This is a genomic window from Chromobacterium sp. FG22 (assembly GCF_057809415.1).
The window spans coordinates 19,427-42,300 of record NZ_JBMDJX010000012.1; the positions used below are offsets into that span (position 1 = coordinate 19,427).

Genomic DNA, 22,874 nt, shown 5'->3' on the forward strand with positions numbered 1-22,874 from the left:
GGCCGCCATCGCCGCAGGGGCGGGTTGAGGCGGCCCTTGCCGTTCGATGCCGCGGCCTAGGCCGTTTTCTCTTGCAAAGAGCGGGCTATCCGGCGCTGCCCGGCCAGCGCGATCACGGCCATCAGCGCGCCGGCGGCCAGGGTCACGCCGAAACCGGCGCGCACGCCGACATGGTCCACCACCCATCCCGTCGCCGCCGCGCCCAGCGCCACGCCGCTGGCGAGGCCGGTGATCAGCCAGGTCAGGCCCTCGGTCAGTTGCGCCGGCGGCGCCATCTCCTCCACCAAGCCCATGGCCACGATCATGGTGGGCGCGAAGAACACGCCGGCCAGCAAGACGCCGGCGCTCAACATCCATAGATTGGAGACCAGCAGCAAGGGCAGGGTGGCCAGCGCCGTGGCGGCGGCCGCCCAGACGAAGAGCCGCGCCAGCGGCATGCTGGCCTTGCGCGCGCCGAACAGCAGGCCGGCCAGGCAAGAGCCTATCGCGTACACCGACAAGACGATGCTGGCCGCCGCCGGCTGTCCCTGCTGCTGGGCGAAGGCGACGCTGATCACGTCCACGGCGCCGGCGATGGCGCCCAGCGCCACCAGGGCGAAGATCAGCACCCGCATGCCGGCCAGGGCGGCGACGGAGCCGCGCCGTTCTTGGGTTGCGGGGTGCACCGGCGGTTCGGTGCCGGTTTGCGCGCAGAAGGCGGCGACGCCGACGGCCAGCAAGACGGCGGCCAGCAGCGGGCCGGCCTGCGGAAACGCGGCCACGCTCAGGCCCACGGCGATGGGCGGGCCGACGATGAAGCAGACCTCGTCCAGCACCGATTCCAGCGAAAACGCAGTGTGCAGGCGCGGCGTGCCGCGGTAAATCTCGGTCCAGCGCGCGCGCGCCATCGCCGACATGCTGGGCATGCAGCCGGCGAAGGCGGCGGAGACGAACAGCGTCCAGGCCGGCCATTGCGCCCAGCTGCAGAACAGGAGCGACAGCATCGCCGCCACGCTGAGCGCGGTGGCCGCGGGCAAGACCCGGCGCTGGCCGTAGCGGTCCACCGCCCGCGACACCTGCGGCGCCAGCAGCGCCATCGAAAAGGTGAAGGTGGCGGCGACGGCGCCGGCCAGCCAGTAGGAGCCGGAGGTTTGCGACAGCATGGTGATGATGCCGATGCCGGTCATGGAAATGGGCATGCGCGCCACCCAGGCGGCGGCGGAGAAGGCCAGGCTGCCGGGGTGGGAGAACAGGCTGAGGTAGGGGTTGGCCATCGGGTTTCCTTGTGGCGGACGGCTCTGATCTCGCCTGGTCCGCTGTTTTAATATACGCGACGTATGCTAAACTAATTGACATACGCGCCGTATGTCAACAGCGGCACGACGGCCAATGCGGAAACAGGGGAGCGGGATGATGAGCAAAACACGCAGCGAAGCCATGGAGGAAACCCGGCGCAGGCTGTTGCTGTCCGCGCGCCGCAGCTTTGGCGCCGACGGCTATGCGGCGACGGTGATGGATGAGCTGACCGCCGCGGCCGGCGTGACCCGCGGCGCGCTCTACCACCACTTTGGCGACAAGAAAGGCTTGTTGCTGGCGGTGGCCCAAGAATTGGACGCCGAGATCGAGGCCGGCCTGGCGCTGGCGGAGCGCGAGGCGGCGGACCCGTGGCAGGGCTTCAAGCGCCGCTGCCGCGCGTATCTGCAAGCGGCCACCCAGCCGGAGGCGCAGCGCATTCTGCTGCGCGACGCGCCGGCGGCGCTGGGCGCGGAGTACGCGCAGGCCGGCCAGCGGCAGTGCGTGAGCAATATCGCCGAGCGTTTGCGCGCCTTGATGGACGCCGGCCTGATCCGCCGCGCCGACCCGCAGGCGCTGGCGCGGCTGATCAACGGCGCGCTGGTGGAAGGCGCCGGCTGGGCATCCGGCGCCGAGCGGCCGGCGGAGGCGCTGGCCCAGACGCTGGACGCGCTGGAGCCCTTGCTGGAGGGCCTGCGGCTAGGCGCGGCCGGCTGAACAATCGAACGGCTCAGGCCGCGTCCAGAAAGTCCAGCAAGGCCCGCTCAAAGGCGAGCGGCGCTTCCAGATTGGACAGATGGGAGGCGGGCAGCCGCGTCAGCCTGGCGTTCGGCATCGCCGCGGCCATGGCTTCCGCCTCAGCCACTGTGGTCACCGGATCGAGCAGTCCGGCGATCAGCAGCGTGGGCGCGGCGATGCGCGGCAAGTCCGCGCGCAGGTCGGCGTCGGCCAGCGCCTCGCAACAGCCGGCGTAGCCGTCCGGCGCGGTGGCCGCCAGCCAGGCGCGCGCCTGCTCGACGATGACCGGCGCCTGAGCGCAAAAGTCGGCGCTGAACCAGCGTTGATGCGCGCTGGCGGCCAGTTCGGCCAGGCCGCTGTCGCGCACTTGGGCGGCGCGTTGCCGCCAGGCTTCGCTTGCGCCTATCTTGGCGGCGCTATTGCTGACCACCAGGCATTGCAGGCGTTCCGGCGCGTGCGCGCCCAGCCACAGGCCGGTGAGGCCGCCCATCGAAATGCCGCAAAAATGAGCGCGTTCGATGTCCAGCGCATCCAGCAAGGACAGCGCGTCGCCGGCGAGGTCGGCCAGCCGGGGCGGAACGGCTCCGACGCCGCTGCCGCCGTGGCCGCGCGCGTCGTAGCGCAGCACGCGGTAGCGGCGGCTCAGCGCCGCCAGTTGCGGCCGCCACATTTCCAGCGTGGTGCCAAGCGAGTTGGACAGCAGCAGCGCCGGCGCGCCGGCCGGCCCGTCCACTTGGTAGTGCAGCGCGTGCGTGCCGAGTTTCAGCATGGGCATGACGGATCTCCTTTCTATACCTGGGGTTTCAAAGCCGCTGGGGCGGCGTCCAGCCGCGACATCGCGAACAAGGCCAAGGCGCCGGCCAATACCGGCGCGGCGGCCCAGGCGAAGAAGCCCTGCGCCGAACCGGCGGCGGCGAACAACAGGGCGCCAGTCATCGAGCCGATGATGGAGCCGGCGCGGCCGGCGGCCAGCGCCCAGCTTACCCCGGTGGCGCGGGCCTGGGTGGGGTAGAGCGTGGCGGCGAGTATGCTCAGATTGTTCAAGGCCCCGGTCAGGCTGAAGCCCACCAGGAACACGGTGGCGAACAACCAGCCGCCGTCGCCCAGCGCCGCGCCCACGGCGGACAGCGCCAGCGCCGCCAGCAGGCACAGCCAGGGCAGTACCCGGCGCGCGCCGATTCTATCCATCAGCATGGCCATGAGCACACCGCCCACCGCGCCGCCCAGCGGCACCATGGCGCTGATGCGCGCCGCCTGCGCCGTGCTGTAGCCGTGATCCCGCAGAATGGTGGGCATCCAGTTGGTGAGCAGGTAAAACACGAACAGACAGCAGAAGAAGGTCAGCCACAGCAACAGGGTGCGGGCGCGCGTTCCGGCGATGAAGAGCAGGCCCGCCGGCGAGCGGCCGGCCGGGACGGCGTTTTCGTGGCGGAAGACCCTGCCCCGCCAGCGCGGGTCCGGATTGATGCGGGCGACGATGCGGCGCAGCGCGGCGGCCTTGTCCGGCCTGCCGGCGAGATAGCACACCGATTCCGGCAGCAGCCAGGCGATGAAGGGCAGCAGGAGCAAGGGCGCCAGGCCGCCGGCCGCCAGCACGCCTTGCCAGCCCCACAGCGGAATGATCTGGCTGGCGACGCCGCCGCCCAGCGCTAGGCCGGCGGTGAAACCGGCGTAGCTGAGCGTGACCAGCAACATGCGGTGGCGCGCCGGCGAGTATTCCGAGCTTAGCGTGATGCAATTGGGCAGCACGCCGCCCAGGCCGATGCCGGTGGCGAAACGCAGCAGCGCCAACTCTGTTATCGACTCCGAGCGCGCCGAGACCAGCGTGCCCAGGCCGAAAATCAGCGTGCACAGCAGCAACACCCGTTTGCGGCCCAGGCGGTCCGCCACCGGGCCGAAGGCGAAATTGCCTATCAGCATGCCGAACAGGCCGGCGCCGAAAGCCGGCGCCAGCTGGCCGCGGGAAATGCCCCACTGGCTGATCAGTTCCGGCGCGATATAGCCAATGGCGGCGGTGTCGAAGCCATCCAGCAGCACAATGAGAAAGCACAGCGTCAACACCATGATCTGGTAGCGGGACAGCGGGCTGTTGTCGATGAACTCGCTGATGTCTATGGGCTTGTCCTGCATGGGAAGCTCCTATGAAAGAGGGCGCGCCGGGAGCGCCGACGCGCAGCAGCCTTTGAACAAGCTATCAGCGCCTGTTCAATGTCTCGCGAGCAAGGGCGAGACAAGGCGAAAACGAGTGAAAAAGCGGAATGTACGAGTGGTACATGAGCATTTTGAGCTTGTTTTTAACGCTGTATCGCTGAAGCGCAGCAGACTTTGAATAGGTTCTCAGACGCGCTCCATGATCAGCGCGATGCCTTGCCCCACGCCTATGCACATGCTGCACAAGGCGTAGCGGCCGCCGCCGCGCTGCAACTGATAGAGCGCCGTGGCCGCCAGCCGCGCGCCGCTGGCGCCCAGCGGATGGCCCAGGGCGATGGCGCCGCCGTTGGGATTGACGTGTTCAGCGTCGTCCGGCAGGCCCAGTTCGCGCAGCACCGCCAGCGCCTGGGCGGCGAAGGCCTCGTTCAGCTCGATCACGTCCATCTGTTCCAGGCGCAGCCCGGCCAGGGTCAAGACCTTGCGTATCGCCGGCGCCGGGCCGAAGCCCATGATGCGCGGCTCCACGCCGGCGCAGGCCATGGCCAGCACCCGCGCGCGCGGCGTCAGTCCATGGCGCTGCAGCGCGGCCTCATTGGCCAGCAGCAAGGCGGCGGCGCCGTCGTTGATGCCGGAGGCGTTGCCGGCGGTGACGCTGCCCTCGGGCCGCACCACGCCCTTGAGCCGGGCCAGCGCCTCCAGCGAGGTGGCGCGCGGATGTTCGTCGCGGACAACACGCAGCGGCTCGCCCTTGGGCCGCGGAATCGTCACTTCCATCAATTCGTCGTCCAGCCGGCCGGCTTCCTGCGCGGCGGCGGCGCGCAGCTGGCTGCGCAGCGCGAAGGCGTCCTGATCCGCGCGCGCGATGCGGAATTGCTCGGCCACGTTTTCCGCGGTTTCCGGCATCGAGTCCACGCCGTAGCGCTCGCGCAGCAACGGGTTGACGAAGCGCCAGCCCATGGTGCTGTCCTCGATGCGCAGATTGCGGGCGAAGGCGCTGTCCGCCTTGCCCATCACATAGGGCGCGCGGCTCATGCTTTCCACGCCGCCGGCTATCATCAGTTCGGCCTCGCCGCTCTTGAGCGCGCGCGCGGCCTGGCCGATAGCGTCCAGGCTGGAGCCGCACAGGCGGTTGACAGTGCAGGCCGGCGTGGACGGCGGCAGGCCGGCCAGCAAGACGGCCATGCGCGCCACGTTGCGGTTGTCCTCGCCGGCCTGGTTGGCGCAGCCGTAGAGCACATCGTCCAGCAAGTCCCAGTCCACGCCCGGATTGCGTTGTCGCAGCGCGCTCAGCGGCAGGGCGGCCAGATCGTCGGCGCGCAGGGCGGACAGGCCGCCGCCGTAGCGGCCGAAAGGGGTGCGGATGGCGTCGCAGATATAGGCCTGGCTCATGGCGTTTCTCCTTGGCGGGCGTCGGTCAGGGGCAGCGGCGTCAGCCGCTGCAATTCGTCGAAATCCAGGCCGGGCACGCATTCGTGCACTAAGAGCTCGCCGTCGCTGAGGTCGATCACCGCCAGATCGGTATACACCCGGTGCACGCAGCCGACGCCGGTCAGCGGGTAGCTGCAGGCTTCCACCAGCTTGCAGTCTCCCTGCTTGTTCAGATGCTCCATCATGACGAAGACCCGCTTGGCGCCGATGGCCAGGTCCATCGCGCCGCCCACCGCCGGGATGGCGTCCGCCGCGCCGGTGTGCCAGTTGGCCAGATCGCCGCGCCGCGACACCTGGAAGGCGCCCAGCACGCAGATGTCCAGATGGCCGCCGCGCATCATGGCGAAAGAGTCGCCGTGGTGGAAGAAACAGCCGCCGGGCAATAGGGTGACCGGCTCCTTGCCGGCGTTGATCAGATCCGGGTCCGCCTGGCCGGGTTCCGGCGCCGGGCCCATGCCCAGCAGGCCGTTCTCGCTGTGCAGGAAGATGTCCAGTTCCGGCGGCAGATAGTCGGCCACCCGGGTGGGCAGGCCTATGCCCAGATTGACGTAAGCGCCTTCGGGGATGTCGCGCGCCACCCGCGCCGCCATCTGTTCGCGGTCCAGTCGCTTATGCATGCCGGCCTCCTTGCATGGGCTGGCCGGCGACGCAGACCAGCTTGTGAACGAAGATGCCCGGCGTCACCACGGTTTCCGGGTCCATTTCGCCCAGCGGCAGCAATTGCCCCACCTGGACGATGGTCTGGCGCGCGGCGGCGGCCATGATGGGGCCGAAATTGCGCGCCGCCTTGCGGTATTGCAGATTGCCCCAGCGGTCGCCGCGCCAGGCCTTGATCAGCGCGAAGTCGGCGTGGATCGGGTATTCCAGCACATAGTCGCGGCCTGCGATGCGGCGGGTTTCCTTGCCTTCCGCCAGCAGGGTGCCGTAGCCGGTGGGGGTGAAGATGGCGCCCAGGCCGGCGCCGGCGGCCTGGATGCGGGCGGCCAGATTGCCCTGCGGCACCAGTTCCAGTTCGATGTCGCCGGCGCGGTAGAGCGCGTCGAAGACCTGGGAATCCGCCTGGCGCGGAAACGAGCAGACGATCTTGCGCACCCGGCGCGCGCGCAGCAGCGCGGCCAGGCCGGCCTCGCCGTTGCCGGCGTTGTTGTTGACGATGGTGAGATTGCGCGCGCCGTGGTCTATCAGCGCGTCTATCAACTCCGCCGGCTGGCCGGCGACGCCGAAGCCGCCGATCATCACCGTGGCGTCGTCGTGGATGTCGGCAATGGCGGCTGCGGCCGAGCTTACCGTTTTATCTATCATCGACTGTCCTTTGCGGGCTGCGTGCAGCCATGAATGGAAAGGAGTTTGTGCGATTATCGAACGATATGTTTTTAATCGCGCATTCAGCATGCTTGCCGGCCTGCCGCAGGGTCAATACGATGATCGCAATAGTGTGCGGTGATCGCTCAACGACGAGAAAAGGTGACAAGATGCAACAGTGGCAAGAGGCGGCGGCCGAGGAGGGCGTGGAAGAGAACTTCAGCGGCGATCCCAACTACATGGCCTCGCTGGCGCGAGGCCTGGCGGTGATACAGGCGTTCTCGGCGCAGCGCCGCCTGTTGTCCACCTCGCAGATCAGCCAGCGCACCGGCATTCCGCGCGCGGCGGTGCGGCGCTGCCTGTACACCCTGGCCAAGCTGGGCTTCGTGGACAGCGAGGACGGCCGCCATTTCGCCTTGCGGCCGCGCATTCTGGCGCTGGGCCACGCCTATCTGGGCTCCACGCCGCTGGCGCGCGCCGGCCAGCCGGTGCTGCGCCACGTCAGCAGCAGCGTCAACGAATCCAGTTCCATCGCCATTCTGGACGGCGACGACATCCTTTACATCGCGCGGGCCTTCACCAGCCGCATCATGACGGTGGATCTGGACATCGGCAGCCGCCTGCCGGCGGTCTGCACCTCGATGGGCAGGGCGATGCTGAGCCGGCTGCCCGCCGCGGAACTCGCCCTCTTGCTGGACCGGGCGCGGCTGGTCCGGCACACGCAGCACACCCTGATTGAGCGGCCGGCGCTGGAGGCGGAACTGGCGCGGGTGGCGGAGCAGGGTTACGCCATCATCGATCAGGAGCTGGAAATCGGCCTGCGCTCCATCGCCGTGCCCATCATCGGCGTCGACGGCCGCGCTGCGGCGGCCATCAATGTGGGGGTGCAGGCGGCGCGCGTCAGCCGCGAGGATTTGCTGTTGCGCATCTTGCCGGTGCTGCGCGAGGCCGCGGCGGAACTGGCGCTGCTGGCGGTGTGAGCAGTGCGGCGAGAACGACGCGGATAGGACATCAGAATTAACTGCGCGGCGGAAAACCCTATGCTAAACCTACAGCAATAAGACATAGGCGAAAGCAGGCTGTCATGTCGTTCAAATTTCCGGAAAGGGCGCCCGCCGGCGCTTCCGGCAATGCCGGGCTGGCCTCCGTGGTGGAGGCCGCTCCGGTGGGCGTGCTGGTGGTGGCGGCCGACGGCCGCATGCTCTACGTCAACAGCGCGCTGGAGAATATGTTTGGCTACAGCAAGGCCCAGTTGCTGGGCCAGGCGGTGGAAATGCTGCTGCCGGCCGATATCCGCGAACGCCATCTCGATTTTCGCCAGCTGTTTTTCTCCCATCCCACGCCCAGAACCATGGGCAGCGGCCGCGAGCTGTTCGCCCAGCATGCGGATGGCCGCCAGTTTCCCATTGAAATCGGCCTCGGCTCCATGCCGCACGAAGATGAAATCTGCGCGGTGGCCTTTGTCAGCGACATCACGCCGCGGCGCCGGCTGGAGCATCGCTTCGCCAAGGTGGTGGCCTCGCTGCCCATCGGCCTGCTGATGGCGGGCGCGGACGGCAAGATCTCAATGACCAACCAGGCGCTGGACGCCCTGTTCGGCTACTCGCCGGGAGAGTTGACCGGCCAGCCGGTGGAGGTGCTGCTGCCGCAACGCGTGCGGCAGGGCCACCCGGCTTTGCGGGCCGCCTTCGCCAAGGCGCCGGAAGTCCGGGCGATGGGATCGGGGCGCGATCTGCTGGCCCAGCATAAGAACGGCAGCGAATTCCCGGTTGAAGTGGGCTTGACCCCGCTGGAAACGGAAGGGGAGCGGCTGGTGCTGGCCGCGATCACCGACATCTCCCTGCGCAAGAAATTTGAGGAGACGCTGCAGCAGGCCAACGCCCAGCTGGAGGAGTTCACCTATGTGGCCTCCCATGATTTGCGCTCGCCTTTGCGCGGCATTGCCGACCTGATCTCCTGGATACGCGAAGACCTGGACCCGTCCCAGCTGAGCGCGGACATCGAGAGAAACTTTGTCCGCGCCGAGGAACGCATCGCCCGCGCCGAACGCATGATAGAAGACTTGCTGGAATACGCGCGGGCCGGGCGCCAGGACGAACGCGTCGAGGAAGTCGATCCCGGCCTGCTGGTGCGCGAGACCCTGGAGCTGCTTGATATTCCCCCGGGCTTTCAAGTGGAAGTGGAAATCAAGGCCCGGCCGTTTCCCGCCGCGCGCACGCCGCTGTCGCTGGCGATCCGCAATGTGCTGTCCAATGCCTGCAAGCATCACGGCGGCGGCAAGGGCGTGATCCGCATCGCGGTGGAGGAGGACGGGCGCTTCAATCTGTTCACGGTGGAAGACGACGGCGTAGGCGTGCCGCCAGGCTCGGAAGAACGCATTTTCAAGCTGTTTCACCGCGCCAGCAGCCAGGCGGAGGGGCATGGAGTGGGGCTGGCGGTGACGCGTCGCATGGTCAATAGCAATGGCGGCACGGTGGTGCTGGATAGACACGGCACGCTGGGCGGCGCCTGTTTCCGCATCCGCTGGCCGCGGTTTCCGCTCAAGGAGGTGGGATGATGGCAAGCGTGGCGGTAGCGAGCGATATCACGGTTTTGCTGGTGGACGACGACGATGTGGCCATTGAGGGCGTCTTGCGCGGCGTGCGCCGTCAAGGGCTTGAATGCAGGATGGTCACCGCCTGCGATGGCCTGGAGGCCTTGCAAATCCTGCGCGGCGCGCACGACAGCAAGCGGATCACCAGCCCCTTTCTGATCCTGCTGGATCTCAATATGCCGCGCATGGACGGTTTTCAATTCCTGGAAACCATCCGCGCGGACAGCCAGCTGCGCAACTCGGTGATCTTCGTGCTGACCACCTCCTCGCGGGACGCGGACCGCATGCGCGCCTACGAGGAAAACGTGGCGGGTTATATGATGAAGTCCGCCGTGGGCCCGCAGTTCGTGAAACTGATGGAGCTGCTGCATTCCTACGCCCAGTCCGTGGTTTTACCCGCCCGGTAATCAAGATGATCGACGACGTCGAATGCCTGTTGGAAACGCCGCCGCAAGTCAGCGTGCTGGTGGTGGACGACGACGACGTCGACCGCGAGCGCATCATCCGCCTGCTGCACCGAAACGCCCTGTGCTCCCAGATTCTGGAAGCGGACTCCAAGGCCAGCGCCTTGAAGCTGCTGGGCCGGGAGTTGTTCGACTTTGTGTTTCTGGACTTCAAGCTGGACGACGGCGACGGCCGCGAACTGGTGCCGTCCATCCAGCAACGCAACCAATCCTGTCTGATCGTGGCGGTCACCGGCACCGGCAATGAGCGCATCGCCGCCGAGGCGATCAAGCTGGGCGTCTACGAATACCTGCCCAAGTTCGAACTGACCGAGGACCGCCTGCGCCAGACCATCAGCGACGGCGTGCGGGTGGCGGCGATACAGGCCAAGCTGCGCGAAACCGAACAACTGCTGCAGCACCGCAGCCTGTACGACTCGCTGACCGATCTGCCCAACCGCAATCTGTTTCTCGACCGCCTGGATCAGCTGTGCGCCTTGCACGCTCGCAATCAACTGCCGTTCGCCGTGCTGATGATAGACCTGGACCGCTTCAAGGAGGTCAACGACAAGCTGGGCCATCAGGCCGGGGATTTGGTGCTGCGGGAGGTGGGGGCGCGTTTCGCCACCTTGCTGCGCGGCTCGGACACCATCGCGCGCCTGGGCGGCGACGAATTCGCCGCCTTGCTGCTGGAAGTGGATAGCGCGGAATGCGCGCTGGCCATGGCGGAAAAAGTGGGCCATACGCTGGACGCGCCCATCCTGGTGGGCGAGCACGCCTTGTCGATAGGGGCTTCCTTCGGCGTGGCGATGTGCCCGCAGCACGGCTGCGATCCCGCCCAATTGCTGTCCCGCGCCGATATCGCGATGTATCAGGCCAAGAGCCATCTGGGCGCCGTCGCCTTGTACGCGGGGGAAAACGACAAGCCCTGGCCCAAGGCGGGGCAAACCACCCAGGCCCTGATCACGCAATTGACCCGGGCGATCCAGCAAGGCGAGCTGGAAATGCATTATCAGCCCAAGGTCAGGCTGGATACCGAGGAGGTGGTGGGTTTCGAAGCCCTGGTCAGATGGAACAGCCCGGCGCAAGGCCGGGTAAACCCCGACGACTTCATGCCCACGCTGGAGTCATGCAATCTCTTGAGCCGCTTCACTTATCTGACGCTGGAGCTGGTGCTGTCCCAGCAACAAAGCTGGATCAGCCAGCGGCAAAAGCCGTTCAAGGTGGCGGTGAACATTTCCGCGCGGATGCTGGAGGACAATCGGTTTGTCGAAGAAGTGATGGCGCGGCTGGCGCTCTACAAGGTTCCGCCCAGCCTGCTGGTGCTGGAGTTGACGGAAACCGCGCTGGTCATCAACCCGGTCAAGGCCAAGGAAATGATAGAACAACTGCACGCTCAGGGCGTGTCCTTGTCGATAGACGACTTCGGCGCGGGCTTCACTTCCTTTACCTATCTGAAAAGCTGCCCCATCACCGAGATCAAGCTGGACAAGGCGTTTGCGCAGGACTTGGAGCCGGGCTCCTTCAACGCCTCCTTGATTCAGTGCATGGCGGTCTTCTGTCAAAGCCGCGCCATTGACTTCATTGTCGAAGGCGTTGAGCGTAAAAAGTATTGGCCGGTCTTGATGCAACTGGGTTGCTGCCTGGCCCAGGGCTTCAGCATCGCCAAGCCGATGCCGGCCGCCAAGGTCTTGTCGTGGTGGGAGACCTGGGAGCAAGGCAAGTCATGAAGGCGAGCCGGCCGCGTCTCGGATCGCAGGCAAGGGCTCAGGCAACGGCTGAGGGCAGAAACAGGCTTGCCGCGGCGCGGGGGTTGGACGGGAAATAGGCGTGGAAATAGCTGGCCAACAGGCTGCCGCTGCGGTACAAGGCCTCGCCGGTTCCGGCGCCGCTGGCGCGCGCGGCGCGGGCGATCGGCTCCAGCGCCGTGTCCAGCCGGGTGTAGTGGAAGGTGTGGCCGCGCAGCGCGCCGCCGGGGAAGGTCATTTTTTGAAGTCCCAGCCCGCATAGTCTGTCTTGAAGGACCGCGCGGCCGGGCAGTAGGCCCAGCATAGACGCGCTGTCGCCGTCGCGGCGGGTCAGCCGGTCCAGCAGATAGAGCATGCCGCCGCACTCGGCGTAGAGCGGCTTGCCGGCCGCTATATGTCCATGCAGCCCCGCTTTCAGCGCGGTGTTGGCGGATAGCGTGTCCAGATGCAGTTCCGGATAACCGCCGGGCAGGTAGACGGCGTCGCAGTCCGGCAGCGCCGTGTCGGTCAGCGGCGAGAAGAAGCTCAGCTCCGCGCCCAGCTGGAGCAGCGTTTCGAGGTTGGCCGGGTAGACAAAGGCGAAGGCGGCGTCGCGGGCGATGGCGATGCGCCGGCCGGCCAGCAGTTTCGGCGGCTCGGCGGGCGCGGCGGGGGGAAAGGCCACCGCCGGCGGCAGCGCGGCCAAGGCGGTGGCGGCGATCTGGCCCGCCATGCGTTCGAGACGCACGTCGAGGTCGGCGATCTCCTGCGCCTGCACCAGACCCAGATGACGCTCCGGCAGCCGCGCCGCCTCGTCCCGGCGCAACGCGGCCAGCAAGGGCGGATGGGCCGGCAACTGCTGGGCCAGCATTTCGGCGTGGCGCTCGCTGGCGACATGGTTGGCGATAAAACCGTGAAAGGCCAGGCCGGGGCGGAAGCTGGCCAGGCCGTGGGCGACGGCGGCGAAGCTCTGCGCCATGCCGGCGGCGTCTATCACCGCCGCCAGCGGCACGCCGAGCAGGGCGGCCAGATCGGCGCTGCTGGGCGTGCCGTCGAACAAGCCCATGCTGCCCTCGATCAGGATCAGGTCGGCCTCGGCGGCGGCCTTGTACAGGCGGGCGCGGCAATCGTCCTCGCCGTTCATCCACAAGTCCAGGCCATAGACGGTGTGGCCGCTGGCCCGCTCCAGCACATAGGGGTCCAGGAAGTCCGGCCCGGTCTTGAACACGCGGACCCGGCGGCCCTGATTGCGGTGATGGCGGGCCAGCGCCGCCGTCAGCGTGGTCTTGCCCTGGTGCGAGGCGGGGGCGGTCAGGAACAGCGCCGGGCAGCGCAAGGACGTCATCAGAACTCCACCCCGCGTTGCGCCTTGATGCCTTGCTCGCGGTAGGGGTGTTTGACCAAGCGCATTTCGGTGACCAGGTCCGCCGCCTCAAGCAAGGCTTCCGGCGCATGGCGGCCGGTGACCACCACGTGCTGCATCGCCGGCCGGGCGGCGAAGGCGGCCAGCACTTCGTCCAGCGGCAGGTATTCGTACTTCAGCACCACGTTCAATTCGTCGAGGATTACCATCTCGTAATCCTCGCTCTCCAGCATCGCCAGCGCCTGCGCCCAGCCCTTGCGCGCGGTGGCGATGTCGGCCTCGCGGTCCTGAGTGTTCCAGGTATAGCCTTCGCCCATGGTATGGAAGTCGCAGTTGTCGAAGCCGCCCAGCAGATCGCGCTCGGCGGTATGCAGCGCGCCCTTGATGAACTGCACCACGCCCAGGCGCATGCCGTGGCCGACGGCGCGCAAGCCCATGCCGAAGGCGGCGCTGCTCTTGCCCTTGCCGGTGCCGGTGTTGACGATGAGCAGGCCTTTTTCGCCGGTGGCGGCGGCCTTTTTCTTTTCAAAGCCCGCCTTGCGCTTCTCGGTCATGCGCTGGTGGGAAGCCGGATCGGTTTTCATCGTGTCGTCCTTGTGTGGGGCCGGCGCCGTCAGCGGCGCAGCAGCCAGATAAAGAAGGCGCCGCCGACGGCGGCGGTGCCGACGCCCACCGGGATGTCTTCCGGCGCGATCAGGGTGCGCGCGGCGGCGTCCACCCAGATCAGGAACAGCGCGCCCAATAGCGCGCAGGCCGGCAGCAGGCGGCGGTGATCGGCGCCGACGCAACGGCGGGCGATATGCGGGATCATCAGGCCGACAAAGCCTATTGCGCCGCTGACCGCGACCATGGTGCCGGTCAGCAGCGAGGAGGCGGCGAACACCGCCAGCCGCAGCCGGGTCACGCGTATGCCCAGGGTGACCGCGGTCTGCTCGCCGGCCATCAGGGCGTTCAGCGGCCGCGCCACGGTCAGCAAGGCGGCGAGGCCCAGGCACAGCGCGGCCAGCGGCGCCGGCAGCAGCTCCCAGCGCGCCTGGCCCAGGCCGCCCAGCATCCAGAACAGCACCGCCGAGGCCGAGCGGTGGTCGCCCAGATACAGCATCAGATTGGCCAGGGCCATCAGCAGAAAGGACACGGCCACGCCGGCCAGCAGCAGACGCTCGGCCTGCAAGCGGCGCTGGCGCACGGCGATGCCGGTGACCAGCAGCGTGGCCAGCAAGGCGCCGGTGAAGGCGGCCAGCGGCAGGGTGGCGCCGCCCAGCACATTGCCGCTGAACAGCAGCACCGTCACCGCGCCCAGCGTGGCGCCGGAGCTGACGCCCAACAGGTGGGGGTCGGCCAGCTGGTTGCGGGTGGTGGCCTGCAAGGCCGCGCCCACCAAGGCCAGGCCGGCGCCGACCATGCCGCCCAGCAGCACGCGCGGCAGCCGCAGCTGCCAGATGATCAGATCCTGGCCCGGCTGCCAGGCCGGTTCCACCGGCAGGCCCAGCTGGTGTAGCAGCACATTGGAACTGACGGCGAATTCAACCGGCGCGGCGCCCAGGCCGGAGGCCAGCGGCAGCGACAGCGCCAGCAGGGCCAGCAAGAGGCTCAGCAAGGGCCAGGCCGGCGGACGGTTGGCGATGGCGCGGATCACTTGGCGAAGACTTCCGGGTGCAGGCCGCGCGCCAGCGCGCTGATGGCGTCGGCGTTGGCGATGCCGGGCGTGGCGCTGTCGTAGGGCAGCACGATGAAGCGCTTGTCGCGCACCGCCGCCATCTTGTTCAGCGCCGGGTGTTTCTGCAGGAAGGCGATCTTCTGCTGGGCGGTGACCTTGCCGTAGTCGATGATCACGACCACTTGCGGATTGCGCGCCACCACGGTTTCCCAGTCGACGCGGGTCCAGCTGGCGTTGACGTCGTTCAGGATGTTGCGGCCGCCGGCGGCCTGGATCAGCGCGTCGGGCATCGCCAGCCGGCCGGCGCTGAAGGGGCGATCCTCGCCGCTGTCGTAGACGAAGACCGACGGCGTGGCCTTGCGTTTGGCGACGCGGGCGGCGACGGCGTCCACCTTGGCGCGCATCTCGGCCACCACTTTTTGCGCGCGCGGCTCCACGTCGAAGATGCGGCCCAGATTATGGATGTCGCGATAAACGTCGTCCAGGCTCGCCGCCGGGCGTTTCATCACATGGGCGCAGGATTCGCTGAGCTCGTAGACCTGGATGCCCAAGGGCGCCAGCGAGGCCGGCGTCACCGGGCCGCCCACGCGCAGGCCGTAGTTCCAGCCGGCGAAGAAAAAGTCGGCGTTGCGGGCCAGCAGCGCTTCCGACGAGGGGTAGTCGCCGGCCAGTTCCGGCAGCTTGCCCAGCGCCTGTTTCAACGGCGCGTTCAGCTTGTTCCAGGCGCTGATGCCGGTATAGCCGACCATGCGGTTTTGCAGGCCCAGCGCCACCATCATCTCGGTCAGGTTGATGTCGTGGCTGACCGCGCGTTGCGGCGCGCGCTGAAAGACGACCTTGCGGTTGCAGCTGTCCACGGTCAGCGGGTAGGCGCTGGCGTGGGCCTGGGAGGCCAGCAGCGCGGCGAGGCCGCAGGCGATGAGCGAAGGCGGATTCAGTTTCATAGGTTTTCTTCTTCCAACAGAGTGATGCGGGGGTGGCCGGCCTGCGGGTGGCGGTCCACCAGCGCGCGCACGCCGAACACCTCGGCCAGGAGCCGGGGCGTCAAGACGGTTTCCGGCGCGCCGCTGGCGACGATGCGGCCGGCCTTCAGCGCGTACAGGCGGTGGCAGAAGGCGGCCGCCAGGTTCAGGTCGTGCAGGGTGGCGACGGCGGCGATGCCCAGCCGGCGGACCAGGCGCAGCAGCGATAGCTGGTGACGCAGGTCCAGGTGGTTGGTGGGTTCGTCCAGGATCAGCAGCTCGGGCTGCTGCGCCAGCGCCCGGGCCAACAGCGCGCGCTGTTTCTCGCCGCCGGACAGGGTGGCGAAGGGCTGGTATTGCTGCGCCGTCAGTCCCACCTGGGCCAGCGCCTCGTCGACGATGGCGTGATCGGCCGGCGATCCGCCGCGCAGCAGCGACTGGTGCGGAATGCGGCCCATGTCCGCCACCTCGCGCACGGTCAGGCCGAAGTCCTCGGGGAATTCCTGCAGCACCACCGCCACGCGGCGGGCGAAGGCGGCGGCGGACTGAGACCAGATGTTGGCGCCGTCCAGCCTGGCTTCGCCGGCCAGCGGCTTGTTGAAGCGGAAGGCGCAGCGCAAGGTGCTGGTCTTGCCGCTGCCGTTGGGACCGATGACGCCGACGAATTCGCCGGGCCGCACCGTCAGCGCGATGTCGCGCAGCAGCCGGGTCTCGGGCGCTACGGCGGGGTCCGGCGACCAGTCCAGGCCGCATAGTTCCAAGGCGCTCATCGGCTAGCTCCAGTGCGCGCCGGTAATGTCGCGCAGCAGCGCCAGCACCCGTGGGCGGCTGGGGTGGTAGCCGATGAAAACCAGCTGCGCCTGGCGCGGCGCGGTCAGCGTCTCGTCGCGGCTGAGTTCGATGCGGCTGCGCACGCCCTGGGCCAGCAAGCGGCCGGAGCCTTCCGCGCAAGCGGCGAAGCCCTTGATTCTGAGCAGCGGCTCCTCGCCGGCGATGGCCTCCAGCGCCGCGGCCAGCTTGTCGGCGTTTTGTGGCTCCTTGCTGCGGATCATGAACGATTGCCAGCCCGGGTCTTGCTCGTGGAAATGCTTGTGGGTGGACAGGCCATGGCTGTGCGCGGCCTGGCCGCCGTGGCTGTGACCGTCCAGCAAGGCCTGGTTGGCCAGTGGCCGCATCGCCAGCCCCGGCATGCTGGCCACCGGGCCGTAATGGCGGTGCGCGGCCGGCGCGGCCTCGTGCAGGTGCAGGCCCAGCGTCAGCCGGGTGTCCAGCTTGGCGCCATAGGCCAGTTCGATGAAGCGTATTGACGGCGCTTGCCGGCGCACGGCGTCTTCCGCCGCCAGCAGCGCGTCGGCGGACAGCGCGTCTATCTTGTTCAGCACCACGATGTCGGCGTGCCCCAGTTGTTGCTCGAACAAACCCGCCACCGCGTCGGCCTTGCCGCCGTCGCCGGCCGGCGCGAAATGCCCGGCCAGCAGCAAGGGGGTGTCGACCACCGCCAGCGTGGCGTCCAGCACGAAATAGGGCGCCAGCGCCTCGCTTTGCAACTGGGCCATCACCGCGCTGGGCAGCGCCAGGCCCGAGGTTTCGATCAGCACGTGGTCGATCTGCTGGCGGCGCTGCCACAGCGCCAGCATGGTGGGCAGGAAGTCGGCGTCGTCGTCGTAAGCCACCAGGCCCTGGGCGAGATCATGAATTTCCACGCCGCCGGCGTCGCCGCCGCGCAGCAGGCCGCCGTCTATCGACACTTCGCCGAATTCATTGACCAGGATGGCCAGCCGGCGCTGCTTATTGTTTTCCAGCAGCTTGCTCAACAGCGTGGTCTTGCCGGCGCCGAGGAAGCCGGTCAGCACGGTAACGGGCAGGCGCGGCGCGCTCATGCGGGTTCTCCCGCGGGCAAGGCCGCCAGCACGCCGGCGAAGTCGTCGAAGGCCTGCGGATAATCCAAGCGGGGCCGGTCGATCACGATGAAGGGGATGCCCAGCGCGGCCGCGGCGGCCGCCTTGGCGTCAAAGCCGCCGGCCGCGCCGCCGTCCTTGCTGATCACGCAGTCTATGCCCCAGTCGCGCCACAGCGCCTCGTTGGCCGCCTGCGAGAACGGGCCTTGCATCGCGCAGACGCGTGAACGCGGGATGCCCAGCTCCAGCGCCCGTTGCAGGTGCTGCGGGTCCGGCGCCAGCCGGACGAACCATTCATGCTTGCGGTCGGCGTCGGCGGCGACGAAGCGGTGCAGTTCCTTGCTGCCGGTGGCCAGGAACACGCGCCGGCCGCGCGCCATCGCCAGTTTGGCGGCCGCATCGCTGTCGGCGCAGCGAATGAGCGGATGCGCGCTGGCGCTGGCCGGCCGCTCATAACGCAGATAGGGCAGGGCCAGTTCCTTGGCCAGCGCCATCAGTTGCTGCGACATCTCGCTGGCGTAGGGGTGGGTGGCGTCGACGATGGCGCTGGCCCGGCTGCCGGACAGCAGTTCGCGGCGGCGCTCCACGCCCAGCCGGCCGCTGACGGTGGCGACGCCAGGCACCGCCTGCTGCGCCTGCTCATTGCCGTAATCGCTGGCGCTGCTGATCACCACCGGGCGGCCGGTTTCCGCGATGGCGCGGGACAGCGCGTTGCCGTCGCTGGTGCCGGAGAACACCCAGGCCGCGCCGGCGGGCAGCGCGTCGGCCTTCACCGTGTCCTGAGTGTCGTCCCAGTTGAAGTAGCCGCGCGGGGTGAACATCCAGTTCCGTTTGCGGCGGGTGAAGCGGTTGCCGATGACGATGCTGGTCAGCATGTCGAAGCGGCGGGTGCGCAGCTCGGCCAGGGTGACGATTTCCACCGCCTGGTCCTCGCGGTAAGCATTGCGGACGATGCCGCACAGCGTTTCCGGCTTCTTGTGCTCCAGCATGATGTCCAGGATGCGGTAGACGCCTTCCTGGCGCTGGCGGCTTTGCACGTTGTAGAACACCACCGCCAGATCCGCCTGGGCGATGTGGCGGGCGCGGGTTTCAATCCATTCCCACGGGCACAGCAGGTCGGACAGGCTCAGGGTGGCGAAGTCGTGCGACAGCGGCGCGCCGAGCAGGGACGCGCAGGAGTTGGCCGAGGTGATGCCGGGGATCAGCTGCACGTCGAAGCCGTCGTCCTCGCGCATGTCCTCGTAAGCCAGCGTGGCCATCGCGTAGACGCCGATGTCGCCGCTGGACAGCAGAGCGACCGTTTTGCCGGCGCGGGCTTCCGCCAGCGCCAGCTGGGCGCGCTCGCGCTCCTGGGTCAGCGGCAGGGTGCGGATGTCCTTGCCGGTTATCCACGGTTGCACCCAGGTCAGGTAGAGATCGTAGGACACGATCACCTCGCTCGCCGCCAGCGCCTGGCGGGCGAGATCGGGAATCAGTTCGGCGCGGCCGGGGCCGACCGAGACGAGGTAGAGTTTGCCGGTCATGGGTTCATTCGTATTCATGGATGATGGCTATGCAATGTCGGGTGTTAGTTTGCAGATGGTTTCTGCAAAGCTGGATAGGTGTGCGATGCGCCCCGCGTGGGAAAATCCCTGTATGCCCACCCAAGGAATAGGCGTGGCATGGGGCTTCCGCCTTACCGCAGTGTCCATATTGGAGCCCCTCTCCCCTTGTGGGAGAGGGGTTGGGGAGAGGGGGCGTCGTGCCCTCTCCTTGGACGATCTTGGGGTGCTGGCTCCGCTCTGCGGGCGGGTAAGTCCGTAGCGCGGGTTGGACGCCAGGCAATACCTGCGATTCCATTTTCGATGGCTCATGTTTTGTCGGCCGCATCGCTCGCGGGTATGGCATGGCCAACCCGCGCTACGCACTGCGTCAAGCCCCTCTCCCCTCGCGGGAGAGGGGTTGGGGAGAGGGGGGCATCCTCCACCACCGCCACCGTCACCCCGTCGCGCGCGGTCTTGGGGACGATCAGCCCGCCCCTGGGGCTGGCGATCAGCGCGCAGGGTTCGCACACGCCGTCCACGCCGACGTTCCGCCGCACCCAATCCGAAGGCGCGCCGGTCCAGCCGCGGGCGGCGACGTCGGTGCGGGCGATGACGCGCAAGGGCAGCGCGTGGCGGGCGCAGAACGCCAGCAGGCCGGCTTCGTCGGCCTTCAGGTCTATCGTCGCCACTTCGCGCACGGCGGACAGCGGCCGGCCGGCCAAAGCTTGCAGAACCGCTTGTTCGATGGCCTCGGCGCTTTTGCCGCGGCGGCAGCCTATGCCCAGCGTCAGCGGTTTCATCGCTTCGGTGGCGGTGGTGATGGCCGGAACCGAGCCGGTCAGCCGCGCCGCTTCATAAGCCAGCGCATTGGCGCCGCCTTCATGGCCGGACAAGAGCGGGATGGCGAAACGGGCGGCTTCGTCCATCACCACCACCGCCGGGTCGCTGTATTTGCTTTGCGGCAGGCCGTCCAGGTAGCGGACGGCGATGCCGCTGGCCATCACCAGCACCCAGTGGCTGTGCGCATGGAAGGCGGCGCGGAATTGCTCGCGCGCGCCGGTCTCGGCTTGCAGCCACGGCTGGTACAGCCTGGCGTCCAGCGCCGCCGCCAGCTTTTGCCCCAGCGGCAGCGCCTCGGCGCGCACCAGCCACACGGCGCGGCTCATGCCTGCTTTTCTTTCTGAAGGCTGGCCCGCTTGGTCTTGCGCGCGTCGCCGTCGCGGAAGATGTGGGTGAAGCCGGCCGCGTACAGGCTGGATTCAACGCCGCCTTCGCGCGACAGCGCTGCGCCGACCAAGAGCAGCGTGGTCAGCAGCCAGTCTTTCTGCTTTACCTCGGACAGCATCTGGCCCAGCGTGGAGCGGTGGACGGACTGGTCCGGCCAGCTGGCGCGGCGCACCAGCGCCACCGGGGTATCCGGCGGGTAATGCAGCGACAGGTCGGCGACGGTCTGCTTCAGCCGCTGGCCGGACAGGAAGATGCACATCGTCGCGCGGTGGGCGGCGAAGCTGGCGATGGACTCCGTCTCCGGCACCGCGCTGGCGCGGCCGCTGGTGCGGGTCAGAATGATGGACTGGGACACCTCGGGCCGGGTCAGTTCGCTGCCCAATGCGGCGGCGGCGGCGGTGAAGGAGGACACCCCGGGCACCACTTCGTAGCCGATGCCCAGCGCTTCCAGCCGGCGCATCTGCTCGTTGGTGGCGCCGTAGATCGCCGGGTCGCCGGAGTGCAGCCGCGCCACGTCCTTGTCCTCGGCCTGGGCGCGGCGGTACAGCGCTTCCTGCTGGTCCAGGTTCAGTTCGGCGGTGTCGTGGATTTCCGCGTCCGGGCAGCAGTGGCCGAGCATCTCCGCCGGCACCAGCGAGCCGGCGTACAGCACCATGGGCGCCGCGCCCAACAGGCGGCTGCCGCGCAGCGTGATCAGGTCGGCGGCGCCGGGGCCGGCGCCGATGAAATACACTTTCATGAATGGCGTCTTTCTCTGGCTGTCTTGCGGATCAGCATGGTGGCGAGGTAGCCGCTGGCGTCTGCGCTCAGTTGCGAGACGTCGGCGCACAGCACTTCGCCGGGCAGGCCGATGCGGCGGGCGAAGGCGCACAGATGGGCGATGCCCATCTCGTTCAGCAGCGCCAGCACGTCCGGCAGCCGCTTGCCTATCTTCATCAGCACGATGAGGTCATGGCTGTCGATATCGGCCCGCAGCGCGGCCATCTCGTCCGGGCAGGGCAGGATCAGGATGCGCTCCTTGCCTTCGCCCAAGGGCCAGGACAGCGCCGACGCGGTGGCGGCGAAGCTGGTGACGCCGGGGAAGGTCTGGGTTTCCAGCGCCGGCAGCATTTCGCGCAGCGCCGCCAGCAGGTAGCCGTAAGTGGAGTAGGTCATCGAGTCGCCTATGGTCAGGTAGGCGACGTTCCGGCCGGCTTTCAGTTCGGCGGCCAATTGCTCGGCCAGCGCGCCGTAATGGCGGGACAGCGCGCCGCGGTCCGGATTCATTTCGAACTCGATTTCGCGGAAACGGCCCTCATCCAGCGCCAGCCCGGCCAGGCATTGCCGGGCGACCGATGCGTCGCTGGAGGTGGCGCGCGGCAGGTAGACGATGTCGGCCTCGCGCAAGGCGGCCAGCGCCGCCACCGGAATCAAGCCGGCCGGTCCGGGGCCGACGCCTATGCCTATCAATCGTCCCAGCTTCATGCGGCCTCTCCCAGCGGGGTGCCGTCCATGCTGAACAGGCGCACCGCCACCTGCCGCGCGCTGGGCACTTTCGCGGCCATCAGCGCCGCGGTGCGGCGTTCTATTTCCATCCAGTAGCCGCGCGCGTCCGGCTGGCTGCTCATGATCTGCACTACGTTCTCCACGGTATTCGCTTGTTTGATGGCGGCCACCAGCTCGGGCGCATAAGCCAGCTCGGCGGCGACGGCGGCGACGGCGTCCATCGCCATGCCGCTCTTGCCGGAGTGGGTGTTCCACACCCCGTCCAGCAGCTTGGCGATCTTGCCCGGGTGGCCCAGCACCCACAGCGTGTCTAGGATGCGGCCCTGTTCGAGCAGCACCGATTCGGCGAAGTCCAGCGAGTCGCCGACGAAGTTGGCGATCTGCACCACCTGCTTTTTCTCCAGCCCCAGCGTGTCGGCGGCGTAGCCGCGGCCTATCTTGCCCGGGGTGAAGGCGATGGCGGCCGGCAACTCGCCCAGCGCCACCCGCACATAGACCTCGATGGAGGCGATCCACGCCGCCTGCGACATCGGCTCGACGATGCCACTGGTGCCCAGTATCGAGATGCCGCCGACGATGCCCAGCATCGGGTTGAAGGTGCGCTTGGCGATCTTGTCGCCGTCGACGCAGCCTATCGCCAGGTCGAAGCCGGGGTCGGGCCGGCCGGCCAGCGTCTCGGCCAGCGCCAGCCGCATCATCTGCCGCGGCACCGGGTTGATCGCCGGCTCGCCGGGCGGGATGCGCAGGCCGGGCTGGGTGACCATGCCGACGCCGGCCGCGGCCAGGAAACGCAGCGCGCCGCTGTGGTTTATCCTCACCTCGGCGAAGATCGTCGCGCCGTCGGTGTTATCCGGGTCGTCGCCGGCGTACTTCAGCACTTCGGCGCGCACGGTGTTTTCGTCCAGCCAGACCACGCGCTGTATCGGCACCGCCAAATAGAAATCCGGGTCCGGCAGGCTGATGAAGACCCCGTCGGCGTCCACGCCGTCCAGCAGCAGCATCAGCGCCGCCTTGGCGGCGGCGGTGGCGCAGCTGCCGGTGGTGCGGCCGCGGCGCATGCCGTTGGGGGCGAGGGCGGCGAGGTCGTAGGGCTGGCGCACCGGGC

Annotated in this window: 21 protein-coding genes and 1 pseudogene; 5 read left to right on the top strand and 17 right to left on the bottom strand. The window is 68.2% G+C overall.

Going from position 1 to position 22,874, the window contains the following annotated elements:
* Nucleotides 1–56 precede the first annotated feature (56 nt).
* On the bottom strand, nucleotides 57–1,253 hold the full coding sequence (locus ACODSD_RS13335) for an MFS transporter (RefSeq protein WP_488877548.1): 1,197 nt from the start codon (nucleotides 1,251–1,253) through the stop codon (nucleotides 57–59).
* 139 nt (nucleotides 1,254–1,392) lie between these two features.
* Here ACODSD_RS13335 and ACODSD_RS13340 point away from each other — a divergent pair, with 139 nt between their 5' ends.
* Nucleotides 1,393–1,989: a TetR/AcrR family transcriptional regulator gene (locus tag ACODSD_RS13340; RefSeq protein ID WP_199225903.1), complete on the top strand. Its 597-nt coding sequence runs from the start codon at nucleotides 1,393–1,395 to the stop codon at nucleotides 1,987–1,989.
* 13 nt (nucleotides 1,990–2,002) lie between these two features.
* Here the strand turns inward: ACODSD_RS13340 and pcaD are convergent, their stop codons facing one another.
* From pcaD to ACODSD_RS13365, 5 genes are all read right to left on the bottom strand, one after another.
* Complete coding sequence (gene pcaD / locus ACODSD_RS13345; RefSeq protein WP_488877549.1) at nucleotides 2,003–2,785, bottom strand: 3-oxoadipate enol-lactonase; 783 nt, start codon at nucleotides 2,783–2,785, stop codon at nucleotides 2,003–2,005.
* 14 nt (nucleotides 2,786–2,799) lie between these two features.
* On the bottom strand, nucleotides 2,800–4,140 hold the full coding sequence (locus ACODSD_RS13350) for an MFS transporter (protein WP_227108442.1): 1,341 nt from the start codon (nucleotides 4,138–4,140) through the stop codon (nucleotides 2,800–2,802).
* A gap of 207 nt (nucleotides 4,141–4,347) precedes the next feature.
* Nucleotides 4,348–5,550: a 3-oxoadipyl-CoA thiolase gene (gene pcaF, locus ACODSD_RS13355; RefSeq protein WP_488877550.1), complete on the bottom strand. Its 1,203-nt coding sequence runs from the start codon at nucleotides 5,548–5,550 to the stop codon at nucleotides 4,348–4,350.
* Nucleotides 5,547–6,206: a 3-oxoacid CoA-transferase subunit B gene (locus ACODSD_RS13360; RefSeq protein ID WP_488877551.1), complete on the bottom strand. Its 660-nt coding sequence runs from the start codon at nucleotides 6,204–6,206 to the stop codon at nucleotides 5,547–5,549. Before ACODSD_RS13360 ends, pcaF begins: the two co-directional genes overlap by 4 nt.
* Nucleotides 6,199–6,891 (bottom strand): 3-oxoacid CoA-transferase subunit A, encoded by a 693-nt coding sequence (locus tag ACODSD_RS13365; protein ID WP_227108439.1) that lies wholly within the window; start codon nucleotides 6,889–6,891, stop codon nucleotides 6,199–6,201. The genes ACODSD_RS13360 and ACODSD_RS13365 overlap by 8 nt, the downstream gene beginning before the upstream one ends.
* 170 nt (nucleotides 6,892–7,061) lie before the next feature.
* On the opposite strand from ACODSD_RS13365, the gene ACODSD_RS13370 reads away from it, so the two are divergent.
* From ACODSD_RS13370 to ACODSD_RS13385, 4 genes are all read left to right on the top strand, one after another.
* The gene (locus tag ACODSD_RS13370) at nucleotides 7,062–7,871 is read left to right on the top strand and encodes an IclR family transcriptional regulator domain-containing protein (protein ID WP_488877552.1); all 810 of its coding nucleotides are present in this window, start codon (nucleotides 7,062–7,064) and stop codon (nucleotides 7,869–7,871) included.
* Between the two features lie 104 nt (nucleotides 7,872–7,975).
* The gene (locus tag ACODSD_RS13375; RefSeq protein WP_227108435.1) at nucleotides 7,976–9,448 is read left to right on the top strand and encodes a sensor histidine kinase; all 1,473 of its coding nucleotides are present in this window, start codon (nucleotides 7,976–7,978) and stop codon (nucleotides 9,446–9,448) included.
* Nucleotides 9,445–9,891 (top strand): response regulator, encoded by a 447-nt coding sequence (locus ACODSD_RS13380; RefSeq protein ID WP_488877553.1) that lies wholly within the window; start codon nucleotides 9,445–9,447, stop codon nucleotides 9,889–9,891. Before ACODSD_RS13375 ends, ACODSD_RS13380 begins: the two co-directional genes overlap by 4 nt.
* 5 nt (nucleotides 9,892–9,896) lie before the next feature.
* Nucleotides 9,897–11,657 (top strand): putative bifunctional diguanylate cyclase/phosphodiesterase, encoded by a 1,761-nt coding sequence (locus ACODSD_RS13385; RefSeq protein ID WP_488877554.1) that lies wholly within the window; start codon nucleotides 9,897–9,899, stop codon nucleotides 11,655–11,657.
* Nucleotides 11,658–11,694: 37 nt separating this feature from the next.
* On the opposite strand, the gene ACODSD_RS13390 is transcribed toward ACODSD_RS13385, so the two are convergent.
* The 11 genes and pseudogenes from ACODSD_RS13390 to cbiD form a co-directional block, all read right to left on the bottom strand.
* A complete protein-coding gene (locus ACODSD_RS13390) occupies nucleotides 11,695–12,999 on the bottom strand; it encodes a cobyrinic acid a,c-diamide synthase CobB (RefSeq protein WP_488877555.1) in 1,305 nt (434 codons plus the stop codon).
* Complete coding sequence (gene cobO, locus ACODSD_RS13395; RefSeq protein WP_227108427.1) at nucleotides 12,999–13,601, bottom strand: cob(I)yrinic acid a,c-diamide adenosyltransferase; 603 nt, start codon at nucleotides 13,599–13,601, stop codon at nucleotides 12,999–13,001. The genes ACODSD_RS13390 and cobO overlap by 1 nt, the downstream gene beginning before the upstream one ends.
* Before the next feature lie 29 nt (nucleotides 13,602–13,630).
* Nucleotides 13,631–14,653: a FecCD family ABC transporter permease gene (locus ACODSD_RS13400; RefSeq protein ID WP_227108425.1), complete on the bottom strand. Its 1,023-nt coding sequence runs from the start codon at nucleotides 14,651–14,653 to the stop codon at nucleotides 13,631–13,633.
* On the bottom strand, nucleotides 14,650–15,618 hold the full coding sequence (locus ACODSD_RS13405; protein WP_488877556.1) for an ABC transporter substrate-binding protein: 969 nt from the start codon (nucleotides 15,616–15,618) through the stop codon (nucleotides 14,650–14,652). Before ACODSD_RS13405 ends, ACODSD_RS13400 begins: the two co-directional genes overlap by 4 nt.
* A gap of 254 nt (nucleotides 15,619–15,872) precedes the next feature.
* Nucleotides 15,873–16,406: pseudogene (locus ACODSD_RS13410) on the bottom strand (ABC transporter ATP-binding protein); the annotation flags it as partial.
* A 3-nt stretch (nucleotides 16,407–16,409) separates the two neighbouring features.
* On the bottom strand, nucleotides 16,410–17,516 hold the full coding sequence (locus tag ACODSD_RS13415; protein ID WP_488877557.1) for a CobW family GTP-binding protein: 1,107 nt from the start codon (nucleotides 17,514–17,516) through the stop codon (nucleotides 16,410–16,412).
* A complete protein-coding gene (cobJ, locus tag ACODSD_RS13420; RefSeq protein WP_488877558.1) occupies nucleotides 17,513–19,057 on the bottom strand; it encodes a precorrin-3B C(17)-methyltransferase in 1,545 nt (514 codons plus the stop codon). The genes ACODSD_RS13415 and cobJ overlap by 4 nt, the downstream gene beginning before the upstream one ends.
* 326 nt (nucleotides 19,058–19,383) lie before the next feature.
* Nucleotides 19,384–20,223, bottom strand: a complete 840-nt coding sequence (locus ACODSD_RS13425; protein WP_488877559.1) for a cobalamin biosynthesis protein — start codon at nucleotides 20,221–20,223, stop codon at nucleotides 19,384–19,386.
* Nucleotides 20,220–21,023 carry a precorrin-4 C(11)-methyltransferase gene (gene cobM, locus ACODSD_RS13430; protein WP_488877560.1) on the bottom strand — a complete coding sequence of 268 codons (804 nt, stop codon included), beginning with the start codon at nucleotides 21,021–21,023 and terminating at the stop codon, nucleotides 20,220–20,222. Before cobM ends, ACODSD_RS13425 begins: the two co-directional genes overlap by 4 nt.
* Nucleotides 21,020–21,748, bottom strand: coding sequence for a precorrin-2 C(20)-methyltransferase (cobI, locus tag ACODSD_RS13435; protein WP_488877561.1), 729 nt, complete (start codon nucleotides 21,746–21,748; stop codon nucleotides 21,020–21,022). Before cobI ends, cobM begins: the two co-directional genes overlap by 4 nt.
* On the bottom strand, nucleotides 21,745–22,869 hold the full coding sequence (cbiD, locus tag ACODSD_RS13440; protein ID WP_488877562.1) for a cobalt-precorrin-5B (C(1))-methyltransferase CbiD: 1,125 nt from the start codon (nucleotides 22,867–22,869) through the stop codon (nucleotides 21,745–21,747). The genes cobI and cbiD overlap by 4 nt, the downstream gene beginning before the upstream one ends.
* Between the last annotated feature and the right edge of the window lie 5 nt (nucleotides 22,870–22,874).

What these genes read in the sequence shown, in the direction of transcription:
- ACODSD_RS13335 (WP_488877548.1), bottom strand. Translation starts at nt 1,253, where the DNA reads ATGGCCAACCCCTACCTCAGCCTGTTCTCCCACCCCGGCAGCCTGGCC.
- ACODSD_RS13340 (WP_199225903.1), top strand. Translation starts at nt 1,393, where the DNA reads ATGAGCAAAACACGCAGCGAAGCCATGGAGGAAACCCGGCGCAGGCTG.
- pcaD (WP_488877549.1), bottom strand. Translation starts at nt 2,785, where the DNA reads ATGCCCATGCTGAAACTCGGCACGCACGCGCTGCACTACCAAGTGGAC.
- ACODSD_RS13350 (WP_227108442.1), bottom strand. Translation starts at nt 4,140, where the DNA reads ATGCAGGACAAGCCCATAGACATCAGCGAGTTCATCGACAACAGCCCG.
- pcaF (WP_488877550.1), bottom strand. Translation starts at nt 5,550, where the DNA reads ATGAGCCAGGCCTATATCTGCGACGCCATCCGCACCCCTTTCGGCCGC.
- ACODSD_RS13360 (WP_488877551.1), bottom strand. Translation starts at nt 6,206, where the DNA reads ATGCATAAGCGACTGGACCGCGAACAGATGGCGGCGCGGGTGGCGCGC.
- ACODSD_RS13365 (WP_227108439.1), bottom strand. Translation starts at nt 6,891, where the DNA reads ATGATAGATAAAACGGTAAGCTCGGCCGCAGCCGCCATTGCCGACATC.
- ACODSD_RS13370 (WP_488877552.1), top strand. Translation starts at nt 7,062, where the DNA reads ATGCAACAGTGGCAAGAGGCGGCGGCCGAGGAGGGCGTGGAAGAGAAC.
- ACODSD_RS13375 (WP_227108435.1), top strand. Translation starts at nt 7,976, where the DNA reads ATGTCGTTCAAATTTCCGGAAAGGGCGCCCGCCGGCGCTTCCGGCAAT.
- ACODSD_RS13380 (WP_488877553.1), top strand. Translation starts at nt 9,445, where the DNA reads ATGATGGCAAGCGTGGCGGTAGCGAGCGATATCACGGTTTTGCTGGTG.
- ACODSD_RS13385 (WP_488877554.1), top strand. Translation starts at nt 9,897, where the DNA reads ATGATCGACGACGTCGAATGCCTGTTGGAAACGCCGCCGCAAGTCAGC.
- ACODSD_RS13390 (WP_488877555.1), bottom strand. Translation starts at nt 12,999, where the DNA reads ATGACGTCCTTGCGCTGCCCGGCGCTGTTCCTGACCGCCCCCGCCTCG.
- cobO (WP_227108427.1), bottom strand. Translation starts at nt 13,601, where the DNA reads ATGAAAACCGATCCGGCTTCCCACCAGCGCATGACCGAGAAGCGCAAG.
- ACODSD_RS13405 (WP_488877556.1), bottom strand. Translation starts at nt 15,618, where the DNA reads ATGAAACTGAATCCGCCTTCGCTCATCGCCTGCGGCCTCGCCGCGCTG.
- ACODSD_RS13415 (WP_488877557.1), bottom strand. Translation starts at nt 17,516, where the DNA reads ATGAGCGCGCCGCGCCTGCCCGTTACCGTGCTGACCGGCTTCCTCGGC.
- cobJ (WP_488877558.1), bottom strand. Translation starts at nt 19,057, where the DNA reads ATGACCGGCAAACTCTACCTCGTCTCGGTCGGCCCCGGCCGCGCCGAA.
- ACODSD_RS13425 (WP_488877559.1), bottom strand. Translation starts at nt 20,223, where the DNA reads ATGAGCCGCGCCGTGTGGCTGGTGCGCGCCGAGGCGCTGCCGCTGGGG.
- cobM (WP_488877560.1), bottom strand. Translation starts at nt 21,023, where the DNA reads ATGAAAGTGTATTTCATCGGCGCCGGCCCCGGCGCCGCCGACCTGATC.
- cobI (WP_488877561.1), bottom strand. Translation starts at nt 21,748, where the DNA reads ATGAAGCTGGGACGATTGATAGGCATAGGCGTCGGCCCCGGACCGGCC.